Here is a 13,986-nt window from a genome sequence, read left to right on the forward strand (position 1 = left end):
TGACTCCTCTCGGCCACGGAAAACGGCCCGTGCGGCCTAACGTTCCCCTTACGCCTCCAATTGCTTGCCGATCGGCAGTGCGCGGATGCGCTTGCCGGTCGCGGCGAAGATCGCGTTGATCAGCGCGGGCGCAAAGGGCGGCACGCCCGGCTCGCCAACGCCGCTGGGCGGCGTGTCGGGGCCGGCAGGCACGATGTAGACGTTCGTTACGGCAGGAGATTCGTCGATCCGGAGCAATGGGCAATCGTCGAAATTGCCCTGTTGCACCTTGCCATCCTTGAAGGTAACCGCGCCATGTTTGGCGAGGCTCAGGCCCATGATCGCGGCACCCTCGATCTGCGACTGTATGCGCTCCGGATTGACGAAAGTGCCGCAATCGATCGCGGTATCGACTCGGGGGATGGTGAGCTTGCCCTTGTCGTCAACGGCTACCTCGACGATCGTCGCGATATAGCTGACGAAGCTGCGGTGCGCGGCAATGCCTAGCCCGTGTCCCTTGGGGACGGACCGCCCCCAGCCGCCCTTGTCTGCGACCAGCTCGACGACCTTGCGAAGACGGGCGGTGTCGATCGGATAGCTGTCATAGGGCTCGCCATAGTTCCAGAGGTCTTTCACCGAGTCGAGTTTGAGGATCCGCGGGGAGCCGATCAGTTGCAGCAGCATGTCCTTTTGATCGCGGTTGGTGGCATGGGCGATTTCAGCGACCATGGACTGCACCGCGAAGGCGCGCGGGATATTCGACACGGCTCGGAACCAGCCGATGCGGGTATGCGCGGCCGCTTCTGGATTTTCGCACTGGACGTTGGCGATCTCGAAGGGCATGTCGACCAGCCCCATGCCGAGTTCAAACGGCGCCTGATGCCGCGCACCGGCGGCAAATGTCGAGGCGATGCTCGGCGCGACGCTGCGATGCCGCCACGCCGTCACCTTGCCGCTCTTGTCGAGGCCGGCCTCGATGCGTTCCACCGAGACGGTGTGCAGGAAGCCGTTGCGAATATCGTCTTCGCGCGTCCATTGCACCTTTACGGGGGCGCCGAGCTCCTTTGAAAGCAGGGCCGCTTCGAGGGCGAAATCGCACTTCGACTTGCGCCCGAAGCCGCCGCCGAGCAGGGTGACGTTGACGGTGACATTCTCCTGGGGAATGCCAAGCGTTTTGGCGACGTCCTCGCGCGTTCCGCCCGCGCTTTGCACCGGCCCCCAGATCTCTGCCCTGTCGCCCTTGACGTCCGCGACTGCAACCGGCGGCTCCATGGCGACATGGGCGAGATGCGGCAGATAGTACTCACCCACGATCACTTTGTCGGCGCCCTTCAAGGCGGCTTCCACGTCACCCTCCTTGCGTACCAACAAGCCGGGCTTCCGTGCGGCTTCCTCGAGTTGGGTCCGATAGGTGACCGAGTCGTATTTTCCGTTGGCGCCGTCGTCCCAGACGATCTTCAAGGCGTCGCGGCCCTTGATCGCCGCGCCGGTATTGCGCGCGATCACCGCGACCCCGCCGAGCGGCTGGAATTTTGAAGGCCACGGCCAGCCCTTAACTTCCATGACTTTCTCGACGCCGGAAACCTTCATCGCCTCGGCCCCGTCAAACGACACGACCTTGCCACCGGTCACTGGCGGGCGGGCAATGACGGCGTATTTCATGCCGGGCAGGCGAACGTCGCCGCCGTAACGCGCGGTGCCCACCGTGATGTCGCGGAGATCGACCATGCTGATCTGGCCCTTGCCCAGATAGCGGAAATCCTTCGGATCTTTCAGCCTCAGGCCTTCGACACTCGGCACCGACTCCTTGGCGGCATCGGCCGCCAGGTCGCCAAAGCCAATGCGGCGTCCGCTCGCGCTGTGGACGACCTCGTGATTGACCGCCTTCACTTCGGTGGCCGGCACGCCCCAGCGTTTTGCCGCGGCGGCTTCGAGCATCGTGCGGGCCGAGGCGCCGATCTGGCGCATCGGCATCAGGTAGTGCCGCGTGCTCCGCGATCCGTCGGTATCCTGGTTGCCGAATTTGACCTCGTCGCCAAGCGCCTGCTGGATGCGAACGCGCGACCAGTCGGCTTCCATCTCTTCGGCAACGATCATCGGCAGGCTGGTGCGGACGCCGGTTCCCATCTCGGCGCGGTGTGCGACGATTGTGACAATGCCGTCCGGTGCGATCGAGACGAACACGCGCGGGTTCACCACGGTACCGTGCGGCATCTTGTCCGCGCCGGTCTGATACGCGGCAAAGCCGGGGCGTGACATCACGGGTGCGGCGAGCACGAAGCCGCCGGCTAGCCCGAGGCCTTTGAGGACGCTACGGCGTGAAACGTTGTCGACCTTGATGTATCGCTCAAAGCCACGGAGCTTTTTGGGATTTGTGATGATGTTCATGATCACACCCCCGTCGAAGCGAGATGGACTGCGTTTTCGATGCGTTGATAGCAGCCGCAACGGCAGATATTGCCCGCCAGCGCTTCGCGTATCTGATCGTGGTTCGGTCTTGGATTTTCGATGAGGAGTGCTGCGGCCTGCATGATTTGGCCGGTCTGGCAAAAGCCGCATTGCGGGACATTAAGCTGACGCCAGGCTTTCTGGACCGCGTGATCGCCAGTCGGATGAAGGCCCTCGATGGTCGTAACCTCCCGGCCGGCCACGTCAGAAACCGAGGTGATGCAGGCGCGAACGGCCTGCTTGTCGACGATAACAGTGCATGAGCCGCACAGAGCCTGGCCGCAGCCGTATTTCGTGCCCGTCAAGCCGGCTTCATCGCGGAGAAACCAGAGTAATGGAAGATCCGGGTCGCCGTCCCAGTTCTGTTCCTGACCATTGATCTTCAATTTGATCATGATGTCCCTCGCTCTTCATAAGCTGCTGGTGTCGTGAGCGAGAACCTGTTTCCCAGAGATCCCTGCATGATCTCAAGCAAACTGACCTCGCTGAGAAACTGCAGACTGCACCGTAAGGTCTGTTTGAATGTCTGCCTCGCGGGCCCACCCTTCTTTTTGACTATTGCTTTATTCAAGGGAGTTTCAGGAAGCTACAACAAAGCTGGGCGAATAGAATTCACAATGCCTTGTTTGCTTTTGCAGGAGCTGGGCCCTCCTCGAAGCGCGGGCTTTTTTTGGTCAGGAGCCCTTACGCAGCAGCCCAGCCGCAGATCATTGGCCTCAGCGGTATAGTCCCAGTGCTGTGGGAGGACTGGGAGGACCAAATCAAACGTTAGGAGGTGACATGCCGGGCACACGCTGATCGACTTCCGCTCTTGGGCACCTTTGAGACGTGCCGACCGACGCTGAGAACGTCCGCTAATCGGGGTGGACCGGAAGCCTCCGTCAGATAGTCAGAACGACGCGAATGACTCGAAGCGGACATAGGCCGGCCTAAATCCCGCAGTGCGGCGGCCCGCTGCTGCTCATTCCCGTTTCATATTGCCCGCCAAAATCACCCTGCTCCACTTCTTGACCTCGTCGGAGATCAGTTTGGCGAAGTCGGCGGGCGACCCGCCAAGAATCGTGCCGCCCAGATTGGCAAGCCGCGTTTGGAGTTTCGGATGGGCGATGCTGACGTTGACCTCCTTGTTCAGCTTTTCGATGACTTCTTCCGGCGTGCGCTTTGGACCGCCAATACCGAACCATGCACTTGCCTCGTAACCCGGCAAGGTTTCGCCCAGAGCTGGAACGTCCGGCAATATTGGCGAGCGTGCCACCGTCGTTACCGCCAGGGCGCGGAAATTGCCGGCCCTGACATATTCGATCGATGAGAGTAGCGGGCCAAAATAGAGCTGCGCTTCGCCGGTGAGAAGGGCAGGAAATACCTGCGAGCCCCGATAAGGCACGTGAAAGAGATCGACGCCGGCCATCGTTTTGAACATTTCGCCGGCCACGTGCGGCAGAGATCCGATCCCGGATGACGCTATATTGACCTTGCCGGGATTAGCCTTCGCGTAGGCGATGAACTCCGCGACCGTTTTGGCGGGAACCGATGGGTGGACCTCCATGACCAACGGCACACGAACGATACCTGCGATCGGCGCGATATCGCGGATGAGGTCGAAGTTAAGCTTGAGCATGGTCGCATTTATCGCATTTGCTGCGGTAGCCAACAGCAGCGTGTAGCCGTCCGGGGATGCCCGCACGACCGCCTCAGCTGCGATGCTGCCGCTAGCGCCGCTGCGGTTCTCGACAACAAATGACTGTCCAAGTCGCTCCGACAGCGATTGACCGATTAATCGCGCGACGATGTCAGGTGCTCCGCCGGCGCCAAAGCCTTCGAGCAGGTGCACCGGTCGCGTCGGGTAGCTCTGCGCGCTAGCGAACCGGGATAATGCCGGAAGCGTGGCAGCGGCCGCTGCCAGATGCAGGAATTGACGGCGTGGAACTTTCATTGCGGCCTCCCAAAACTGCTGGCGTGCGAAGTCCCTGCGGAGCCGCACGGGAGGCCGCACACGCAGACGTCGGTTTGATTTCGATGCGCGCCTGCCGACGGCATAAGCGCTGCGGCTGCCCGCCGGGATGAACCGGCGGGCTTCTGCCTATCTTCTGATCGGTATATTTCAACCTATGCTGCGCTCTTTGCAGGCGCTGCACCTTCCATCGCGCCGATCTGTTTCAACAGTGTGAGCATATCGAAATAGTGCGACGAGCTCTTAATCTTTTCACCTTCGACCCGGAAGACTTCGCAAGCTGGCACTTCGATCGGCTTATTCGATGCCGGAATGGCACCGGTCGGCGTCTGCAGCGGCCCGGTGTGAACGCCCTTCCATACGAGTTCTAAGACGGCGGTATCGTCGCTGACAAACTCCCGTATGAATGTGGCCTTGGAGTCGGGGAAGGCGGCGGCCCAGCCCTGGAAGGCCTCGATGATCTGACCGGAGCCCTCCAAGCGACGGTTCGTTGCCTTTTCGTCATACACGGCGTCGGCAGCCAACAAGTCTCTCGTCTTGTTCCAGTCCTTCTCGTTGTATGCGGTAATTGCGGCTTTTGCGATTTCAATGACGTTCGCCATGGTTGATCCTCCAACCGAAGCCAAAACCTCGCCTAAAAGCAAGAGTATCTTCGCTTTTGGCACGGCGTTAGGCGCTGAGCATCGCCCCCAGCCCATCCTGAGTTTGCATTGGATGCGCCTGAGCTCAACCGCGAGCATTTGACCTGTTCCCGCTCCGAAGATTTCGCACACGTTGGCACCGAGGCGCTGCCGCAGCGGAAAGCCGCTGGCATGCAGAGTCGACGTCGCCGCGCGCTGAAACGCTCCTCATTGACCAGGCTATTCAGCACTTCGGGCGAAAGCGTTTCGAGTGCAGACTGACTCCTCCGCGTCCTGGTTAATCCTTATCGAATATTTGTTACCGTCCTGACAGCCAATGCTCCAGTTATCGACCCCGGATTCAGTGCCGCCTTGATACCTGGTCCGAACAACAACATCACAAGCCTGCCTTTTATTTTTCAGAACGACGGTCCAGAAAGCGAGATGCTGCGCCTGATCCAGTGCAAGTAGCCTCGTCGTCGTTTGGTTAGCGGCATGGGCCGTTTTGAAAGGCTCGGGTGCTACGGCCTTGGATAGCACGGTTGATGTAGCGGCATTCGCCTTTTTCAATTGCAGATCAGCATCCAGAACAAACCAAACAACCGGCCATGTGACGACGAAGCTCGCGGCAGCCGCTAAGAAAAAAATGAGTGACCGCTTCAGCATTTCTCTCCCTCCCGGAAATCGAGACATTGGCGGCGATCGCAGTCGCGAGGCCGCAGAAACCTGAGGAATCAAAGTACTTCGCGAACAACGCCGCCAGCTGCAATCCGTGGCGTGCTGGGCTCGAAACTTCGATGAGTGGCTCATCGAGGGTGTCGCCAGCGGCAACGGGATTCAGGCAGGCACTAACGTGTCGCAAAAAGGTGAAGGTGGGGCTGACTAATTACCTTTGGAACCGTATCAGCTCGGCTCGAATCGTTGCGTGTCGTTGCGTCGCGGCGGGCAGCGTAGCGCCGAGAGGCGTGACCCGGCATCCATCAATGGATGTCAAATTCGGTCACACGCGACCGGATCGAAGAGCAAAGCATGATCCGGTAGGCGACAAATTCAATTCACGAATTATGAACGCGTGGAGGTTTAGCAGAACGGCTGGGCTAACTAACGGAGGTGCAGGCTCCGTTGTTGCCGCCGCTGATCTCGATCCATCGGATTTATCAGTGATTCAGCGCGCGCTCGTTAGCATCGCGCAAAGTAAATTATGTCAGATCGGTATGACGCGCAGAGCGAGAAGGAACGTCCTGGCACGTTTGAGTCATGCCGTCGGCCCCGAAGAATGTCTGCTTATCGGGAAGGACCGGAGGTGCGGCCGGCGGTCAGAATGACGCGATTGACCCTGAGCGGTCATTCTCCTTAAGGGCGCCAGACGAATAGAGGCTCTGGATGAGCAGTTTCCTCCGAGGGGGCGAGCGGCTACAGCGATCAATGCTGGTCAACGCAGCTGACCCATAACCAACATCGCGTTGAGGTTCAGCACGCATGCCTTGGAGACAGAATGGGCTAATAATTGCTGACGGAAGCAGTGCTTGGGGGTATCCTGAAGCTAATACATAGCCAAGACGTACGTCGAAACTCTGCGAGGGCCAATAATATGGCAGAACTTCGCGAGTGGCTTGAGGTGCGAGGACTGGAGCGCTACGCGGACGCGCTACTGGCTCAGGACATCGAACTCGACATCCTGCCCCAACTGACTGAGTCAGACCTGACGGCGGCCGGTCTGCCTGTGGGTGCGCGCAAGCGCCTGCTCCAGGCGATTGAGGGACTGCGCGACCTCTCCGACGCAGCGTCAATGGTTTCGCCGCCGATCGTTCCGACAACGGAGCCGGCAACTGAAGCGGAACGACGGCAGCTGACCGTGCTTTTTTGCGACGTCGTCGGCTCGACCCACCTCGCTGAGATGTTAGATGCGGAAGATCTGCGAAATCTGCTGCTGTCATTTCAGAAGATATGCGCAGAGGTGGTTCAGCGCCACGAAGGGCAAATCGGCCTTTTCATCGGCGATGGCGTGACCGCCTATTTCGGTTATCCGAGGGCCCACGAGGATTCCGCTCAGCGTGCAGTCCAGGCGGGCCTCGACATCATGGCTGGATTGACGGAGCTTGGGACAGAAGGTCTCGAAGCCCGCTGCGGTGTCCACACTGGCCCGGTTGTGGTCGGCGAAATGGGCGTTGGTAAGAAGCGCCTTTGTGATGGCCTCGTTGGCGAAGCGCCAAACATTGCCGCACGACTGCAAGGCTTGGCACCGCCGGGTAGCCTGGTCATGAGCGAGGCGACGCGGCGCCTCGTGGACGGCTTCTTCGAGGTTGAGCCGCTTGGCCCGCAAATGCTCAAGGGCGTCAGCGCACCGATTGCGATCTATCGGGTGCTGCGCCCCAGCGCCGCGCCCAATCGCTTTGAGGCGAGAGGTGGACAATTTCTGACCCCACTCGTCGGCCGCGAGACCGAACTCGGCTTTCTCACCAAGCGGTGGGTGAACGCGATGGAGGGCGAGGGCCAGGCCGTGCTGCTGCAGGGAGAAGCCGGCATCGGCAAATCCCGCTTACTTCAAACGCTGCGCATGCAGCTTCGCGAAACGCCGCACGCCGAGATTGTCATTTATTGTTCTCCGCAACATCAGACCAGCGCGCTTTGGCCGGTGATCCAACAGTTGCATCGGGCGCTGGGGTTTGCCGGCGAAGAGGATGACGTCGTCGCTCGGCGCGAGCGCCTCCGACACTTTCTTGGCGATCTCGATTTGGACAATGCCGATGTGGTCGAACCGCTCGCCATGCTGCTGGGTCTTTCTGCGGACCAGGGATGGGATGCGAGCCCAGCGGATCCTGAACGAGTTCGCCGAGCTGTCTTCGCTGCCCTGTCGCGGATTAGCTCCGCGATGCAGCGGCGCAGCCCGGTGCTTGTGGTTGTCGAGGATGCCCATTGGATTGATCCCTCGACAGCAGAACTTGTCGGTCAGATGCTCACTGACATGTCGTCCCAACGGCTTTTCGTTCTGCTGACCGCCCGACCGGAGTTTCGGGCGCCGTGGTCGAACTCGTCGCAGATGGTGACCTTGCCGCTCGCCAGGCTCAGCCGCCGTGAGACCGAAACGATGATTCGTGGCGTCGCGCCCGATGATCTGCCGGCAGCCATGGTGGCGCAATTGGTCGCCAAGACCGACGGTGTGCCGCTATTCATCGAAGAGCTCACCAAATCGGTCGCCGAGAGTAGGAGTAATTTCGGCTTAGGCGCGGCCATCGAGATCCCTGCGACTTTGCAGGCCGCGCTTCACACCCGTTTGGATCGTCTGGCGCCGATCCGGCAAATCATTCAGGTGGCGGCGCTTTTGGGCCGCGTGTTCGATGCCGATCTTCTAACAGCGGTGAGCCAGCGAGACGCTGCTACGGTCAAACGGGCATTGCACGACCTGATCGAGGCTGAGCTTATCTATCCGCGAAGAAATCCCCAGTGCGAAACCTATCAGTTCAAGCACGCACTAATCCAGGACGCGGCCATCGAGACCCTTCTTCGTAACCAACGGGCCCAATGGCACCGCCAGATCGCGGTTGCCCTGGTCGAGCTTCGCGCCGATGCGGTCGAGCGAAACCCGGAGCTCGTGGCCCACCATCTTCAGGAAGCCGGCGATTGGGGTGGCGCGCTCGAATACTGGCAAAAGGCGGGACTGGCCGCCATGGCCAGGGCTGCCAGCCGGGAGGCGGTCTCGCACTTTGCCAATGCGATCAATTGCAGCGAGAGACTTGGCGATGTGTCCGGCGGCGCCGAGCGGATAACACGTCTCCATCTGGCGATGGCCACTGCCTTGATGCAGGCCGAAGGATATCGTTCCAACCGCCTTGGCCAGGAGCTTGAAGATGCACGTCGTGCCGCTGCGAAAACGACATCGGTCGAATTGCAGTGTGAAGTCGTGCTTTCGCTCAGTCCGTCTTTTTATGCCACGGGGCGCAATCGCGACGTTCTGACGCTCGCCGATGAACGGCTGGAAAATAGCGCCGATCTGCTACCTCCGGCGTATGTGAGCGGTCTTTGGTCGACAAAGGGGATTGCTCATTTCAATCGGGGAGAATGGCGCTTCGCGATCGAAGCCCTGCGTAAGGCCGGAGATCTGATTGATCGGACTGACGCCAGCCGTCGTATATCAATGGGCGGCGGCGCGGATCAACTCATCGCGATCCAGGCCTACCTTTTCCGATCGCTGGTTGCGATGGGTCTCATTGATGAGGCCGTCGAAACGACAGAGCAGTTTGTTCAAACTATCGACTGGATTGAGAAGCCCTTCGACATCACCTGGGCACTCCTGGTTAAGTGCGAATTATGTGCGCTACTCGGGCACAACGAGGCGCTACTGGAGAACGCTACGAAGGCTATCGAGATCAGCGAACGGCATGGTTACATAGCCCGGCGAGGCAATGCCCTTATATGGCGCGGCCATGCGCGCTCGCGATTGGGCAAACTGGATGCCGGTATCGACGATGCCCGCGAGGGTATGATGATTTGGCGCGGCCAGGGCGTCGTATTTCATACCCCAGAGCGAACATGCTGGCTGTGTGACCTTCTGGTGCGGGCGGGTCGCCTCGACGAGGCATCGCAACTGCTGGATGGGGTCGACGCCCTCGTTATCGATACCGACGAAGCATGCGTCTTGGCTGAATGCATCCGCATTCGTGGCCAAATCGCCACTTGCGGAGATGATCTGACCGGCGCGGTGCGCCTCTTCGAAAAAGCGATTGCTATTTCCAAGCGGCAGGAAGCGCGACTATTCGAGCTCCGCGCTACAGCACAACTAGCATCAGTTCTCGCCGACCAAGGTGATGTTCAGGAGGGTGAGAGGCGCCTGCGTGCCATCATCGACGCATTCGACACCAAACACCCAATCGTCGACCTCGTTGCCGCACGAAAGGCATTGCAAACGTTGCGCCGATAGATTCGCGCCTCCGCGCGGGTGCGTGGATTGAGGCAGCCTCCGAAGCAGATGGTCTTCTGTTGTTGGTACAAATGCAAGTCCCGCGATCTACACCGCCGCTATCGGAGGTACAGCGGAAATGGCTCGGACATCGTAAACCCGACGCGATTGACCCGGATGTCGCCCTGATCAGCTATCGAGGCCGAACCGGAGGCCATTATCATTCGCTACCCGAACGCGAAGTGCTAGGCTTTCGGCATTCATCAAGATCGCCAGTGCCGATGTCGTGAAGCCCATCGGGGGTTCCACCGGCGGCTTCCGCGCCCAGCTTTGCAAAGGCATCACGAACGGAGGGCTTGGCGAGCGCCTTGTTGATGGCGACGTTGAGTTGCGCGACGACTTCCTTGGGCGTCCCGCGCTTCACCGCAAAGCCGGTCCAATCCTCCACGACGAGCGAAGGAAATCCTGCCTCGACGATAGTGGGGACTTCACTGAGCGCCGGCACGCGTTTCGGTCCTGTAACGGCCAGCGCACGCAGCTTGCCGGTCTTGATCAGATTGATGACCGGCAGCATGGTCATAAACATGAATGCGTTGGTGCCGTTGAGCAGATCACCAATGGCCTGAGGAAATTGCTGATAAGGCACGTGCTGCGCCCGCACGCCGGTCTGCAGTTTGAATTGTTCACCGATGAGATGCGCGGGTGTCCCGAATCCCCCGGAGGAAAACGTTAGTTTGTCAGGCTGGCTTTTTAGAAGTGCGACAAGTTCTGCGACGGTGTTCGCCGGCACTGACGGATTTACTACCAGCACGTTGTAGGACACCGAAGCTTTAATCACCGGCTCGAAATCAGTGTCGAAATGATATGGGATATTTGGAACCAGTGATGGCGCAGCGGCTGACGGCACTGACATGGCAAAAAGAGAGCGCCCATCCGCCGGCTGGGTCATAACATCATTGGCTGCAATCGTAGTCACGCCACCCGGTCGGTTCTCCACAATCACACGCCAACCTTCGGCTTCTGATAACTCCTTGGCGACGATGCGGCTTATGATGTCGGGGGGGGCGTGCTCGCAGAGTTCGGGGCTACGAAACGGATTGTCCCGGAAGGAAAGGATTGCTGTTGTGCCCCAGCCGCAATCCCACTGGCGGCCCAAACGAGTGCTGTAACAAAGGCGAGCAACGGGCGGATCGATAGCTGGATCATGGATCGAACTCCTGCGCTGGGGATCGCGGTTCGCGACATCGCCACTGTCGGCCCATTTGGTGCGGGCGGGCTATCGAAATCGACGTGCATTCCGCGCTGTGGAATGCTACGTTCCGCAATGAGGAACGTAAAAGCTGGGCAATACGATGGTCGATGGTCCTATCATCAAAAGTCTGGAGCGTGGCCTGCGCGTGCTTCAGGCGTTGCAAATGCAGCCGGACTCGTCGCTGCACGAACTGCACACCCTCACCCGCATCTCCAAGCCGAGCTTGTTACGGATTCTACATACGCTGGCGCGATCGGCGGTGGTTACAAGGCGCGTCGCTGACGGACGCTATCGTATCGGATCGAACCTTTCCCACACGCCATCGCGCCGCGAGCATCGCGACCGCATCGCGGAAGCCGCTGCGCCGGTGCTGGAACGACTTTGTCAGCGCGCCTCGTGGCCGTCCGATTTGATGGTGCCCTCGGGAGATCACATGGAAATACGGGAAACCACCCGAACCCGGAGTCCTTTTCTGTTGCAGCAGGAACGCATCGGATGGCGGGTGAACTGGCTACTTAGTGGCGTCGGCAGGGCTTATCTTGCTTTTTGTCCCGCCAAGGAACGACAGCGCGTGATCAATTTGCTGCGTTCATCTTCCAGGCCCGAGGACCGTCTGGCGCGCGAACCCGAACGGTTGAACGCGATTCTGGCGGAGACACGGGCACGCGGATACGGAACGCGCGATGCAATCCATGTCGGAGGACATTATGGCGAGCCACCCCATGCGGATGGTCTGCTGGCGATCGCGGTGCCGCTGCAAGATAGCGGCAGAGTTATTGGCGCCATCAATATGCTGTGGCTGCGCCCCGCCTTTAGCGTAGAAGCATTTGCGGCGCTGTATTTGCAGGATCTTCAGGCGGCCTCGGTGGAAATCGTGGACTCGTTGCGAAAGCGCGCGCGTCGTTGAGTCTGTTCAAGAGCGGGCTAGCGCATAGCCGATTGTCTGTTACTGGCACGAAGCGGAAGAGCCCGGCCGATCTGGCGATGTCCGTTGGCGGGGGTAGACCGGAAGTGGCTGGCCGACCGTCAACCGAAGCGATTGACCCGGAGCGGACATTCGCTATAGCGGGATGCTTGCAGGCTGATATGCTCTGCATCCAGTGCGCTTGACGCTCCTGGCAATCTTTGCGACCCGCCCGGTGGTTCGGGGGAGGCCAACATGAATGACCTTGCTTTACCTGAGACGCGCTATGCTCTCAGCGGCGACGTCAATATCGCTTATCAGACGATGGGTGCGGGACCTGTCGATATCATCATCGTTCCCGGTCTCGTTTCGCATGTTGAATTCATGCACGAGATACCCGGTTATACTGCATTTCACCGTCACCTTTCGACATTCGCCCGCGTCGTCACTTTCGACAAAAGAGGCCAAGGACTATCGGATCGAATATCCGACGCGCCTTCGCTTGAGCAGCGGATGGATGACGTTCGCGCGATCATGGATACCATCGGTTCTAAACGAGCAACACTCTTTGGACATTCCGAAGGTTGCCCGATGGGCGCGTTATTCGCTGCAACCTATCCAGAACGCGTATCCCACCTGATCCTCTTTGGGGGTTTCGCGGTGTCTGCAATGTTGCCGATTGATATAGAGGAACGAATTGCGCAGCGCGTGAAGCTTTGGGGCACTGGCGATATCATCAAAACACTCTCACCGAGCCAAGCAACGAATCAGAACGCCATAAATCAGTTTGCCAAGTTCCAGCGATTGTCAGCCAGCCCCGGAGCGATCAAGGCAATCTCGTTATTGAACGCCCAAATTGATGTCAGAGCAATACTTCCGAACGTACAAGTTCCGACACTTGTGCTTCATCGCGGAGGGGATGCTCAGGTTCCCATCGAGCTTGGTCGCAACCTAGCGGCGCAAATCCCGAATGCCAAATTCATCGAATACTCTGGTCAAGATCATCTTTACTTTTTTGGCGACGTGGAGGCGTTGCTTGGGGACATCGAGGAGTTCGTCACTGGACATCGCCAGAGTTTATCGGCTGATCTTGACCGCGTTCTGGCCACTGTCTTGTTCACCGATATTGTCGATTCGACGTGCAGCGCTGCCGCGATAGGCGATCAGGCATGGCGGAGATTGCTGGACAGTCACGATCAGTTAGCCATTCAAACGGTCGAAAAGTATCGCGGGACTTTGGTCAAGACGACAGGCGATGGAATTTTGGCAACGTTTGATGGACCGGGCCGCGCGGTCCGCTGCGCTTTGTCGCTCGGGGCGGCCTCAAAGCAGATGGGCTTGCCGCTACGTGCGGGTCTCCATACCGGCGAAATTGAAATCAGAGGTCGGGATATCGGAGGAATAGCCGTTCACGCTGCAGCTCGCGTCATGGCGCAGTGTCAGTCCAACGAAGTTCTCGTTTCGAGAGTTGTCACTGACCTGGTGGCCGGAGCGGGTCTGAAATTCTCCGAGCGCGGGACGCGTGAACTCAAGGGCCTGCCGGGTCGATGGGATTTATTTGCTGCGAGCGCTTAGTACATGTCTGTTGTTGGCACCTTTGAGACATGCCCGCCTATCCTGAGAATGTCCGTTCACCGGGGTAGACCGGAAGTCGCCGTGGTCCGGTCAAACTGACGCGAATGACCCCTGAGCGGAAGTGGCGCGCGTTGATTTGCTGAGCAAACTTCTTCCTAGGCTGGTCTAAATGACCGGTTTGCCGACGCGCCCCCAACTCAATCTTTTGTCGGACGCGTTTATCGCCGCCGACTTTCCGCCAGCGTAATAGCGCCAGCAGCCACCAGGACAATGACGATGACGCTGGCAAGCGCCTCCACCGAGGCCAGGGTGTCGTACCAGTTGTTCCAAAGCTCAAGCATGCGCTGGCCTCTATCGAGC

Annotated in this window: 9 protein-coding genes; 3 read left to right on the top strand and 6 right to left on the bottom strand. The window is 59.4% G+C overall.

What is annotated here, in order from left to right:
- Nucleotides 1-48 precede the first annotated feature (48 nt).
- The 5 genes from JQ609_RS32565 to JQ609_RS32585 form a co-directional block, all read right to left on the bottom strand.
- Nucleotides 49-2,367 (bottom strand): xanthine dehydrogenase family protein molybdopterin-binding subunit, encoded by a 2,319-nt coding sequence (locus tag JQ609_RS32565; RefSeq protein WP_212276720.1) that lies wholly within the window; start codon nt 2,365-2,367, stop codon nt 49-51.
- 2 nt (nt 2,368-2,369) lie between these two features.
- Nucleotides 2,370-2,822 (bottom strand): (2Fe-2S)-binding protein, encoded by a 453-nt coding sequence (locus tag JQ609_RS32570; protein WP_212276721.1) that lies wholly within the window; start codon nt 2,820-2,822, stop codon nt 2,370-2,372.
- A 566-nt stretch (nt 2,823-3,388) separates the two neighbouring features.
- Nucleotides 3,389-4,360, bottom strand: a complete 972-nt coding sequence (locus tag JQ609_RS32575; RefSeq protein WP_212276722.1) for a tripartite tricarboxylate transporter substrate binding protein — start codon at nt 4,358-4,360, stop codon at nt 3,389-3,391.
- 173 nt (nt 4,361-4,533) lie between these two features.
- Nucleotides 4,534-4,980 (bottom strand): ester cyclase, encoded by a 447-nt coding sequence (locus tag JQ609_RS32580; protein WP_212276723.1) that lies wholly within the window; start codon nt 4,978-4,980, stop codon nt 4,534-4,536.
- Nucleotides 4,981-5,238: 258 nt separating this feature from the next.
- Nucleotides 5,239-5,664 carry a hypothetical protein gene (locus tag JQ609_RS32585; RefSeq protein WP_212276724.1) on the bottom strand — a complete coding sequence of 142 codons (426 nt, stop codon included), beginning with the start codon at nt 5,662-5,664 and terminating at the stop codon, nt 5,239-5,241.
- A gap of 925 nt (nt 5,665-6,589) precedes the next feature.
- On the opposite strand from JQ609_RS32585, the gene JQ609_RS32590 reads away from it, so the two are divergent.
- Nucleotides 6,590-9,916, top strand: a complete 3,327-nt coding sequence (locus tag JQ609_RS32590; protein WP_212276725.1) for an AAA family ATPase — start codon at nt 6,590-6,592, stop codon at nt 9,914-9,916.
- A 199-nt stretch (nt 9,917-10,115) separates the two neighbouring features.
- On the opposite strand, the gene JQ609_RS32595 is transcribed toward JQ609_RS32590, so the two are convergent.
- Complete coding sequence (locus tag JQ609_RS32595) at nt 10,116-11,051, bottom strand: tripartite tricarboxylate transporter substrate binding protein (protein ID WP_212276726.1); 936 nt, start codon at nt 11,049-11,051, stop codon at nt 10,116-10,118.
- A gap of 196 nt (nt 11,052-11,247) precedes the next feature.
- Between JQ609_RS32595 and JQ609_RS32600 the strand changes: the two genes are divergently transcribed.
- The gene (locus JQ609_RS32600) at nt 11,248-12,054 is read left to right on the top strand and encodes an IclR family transcriptional regulator C-terminal domain-containing protein (RefSeq protein ID WP_212276727.1); all 807 of its coding nucleotides are present in this window, start codon (nt 11,248-11,250) and stop codon (nt 12,052-12,054) included.
- 252 nt (nt 12,055-12,306) lie between these two features.
- The gene (locus JQ609_RS32605; RefSeq protein ID WP_212276728.1) at nt 12,307-13,626 is read left to right on the top strand and encodes an adenylate/guanylate cyclase domain-containing protein; all 1,320 of its coding nucleotides are present in this window, start codon (nt 12,307-12,309) and stop codon (nt 13,624-13,626) included.
- The last annotated feature ends 360 nt before the right edge of the window (nt 13,627-13,986 follow it).

It is taken from the genome of Bradyrhizobium sp. AUGA SZCCT0169 (assembly GCF_018130085.1).
In the GTDB taxonomy this organism is placed as follows: domain Bacteria; phylum Pseudomonadota; class Alphaproteobacteria; order Rhizobiales; family Xanthobacteraceae; genus Bradyrhizobium.

Excerpts from the sequence above, each read along its gene's own strand:
- JQ609_RS32565 (WP_212276720.1), bottom strand. The coding sequence starts at position 2,367 with ATGAACATCATCACAAATCCCAAAAAGCTCCGTGGCTTTGAGCGATAC.
- JQ609_RS32570 (WP_212276721.1), bottom strand. The coding sequence starts at position 2,822 with ATGATCAAATTGAAGATCAATGGTCAGGAACAGAACTGGGACGGCGAC.
- JQ609_RS32575 (WP_212276722.1), bottom strand. The coding sequence starts at position 4,360 with ATGAAAGTTCCACGCCGTCAATTCCTGCATCTGGCAGCGGCCGCTGCC.
- JQ609_RS32580 (WP_212276723.1), bottom strand. The coding sequence starts at position 4,980 with ATGGCGAACGTCATTGAAATCGCAAAAGCCGCAATTACCGCATACAAC.
- JQ609_RS32585 (WP_212276724.1), bottom strand. The coding sequence starts at position 5,664 with ATGCTGAAGCGGTCACTCATTTTTTTCTTAGCGGCTGCCGCGAGCTTC.
- JQ609_RS32590 (WP_212276725.1), top strand. The coding sequence starts at position 6,590 with ATGGCAGAACTTCGCGAGTGGCTTGAGGTGCGAGGACTGGAGCGCTAC.
- JQ609_RS32600 (WP_212276727.1), top strand. The coding sequence starts at position 11,248 with ATGGTCGATGGTCCTATCATCAAAAGTCTGGAGCGTGGCCTGCGCGTG.
- JQ609_RS32605 (WP_212276728.1), top strand. The coding sequence starts at position 12,307 with ATGAATGACCTTGCTTTACCTGAGACGCGCTATGCTCTCAGCGGCGAC.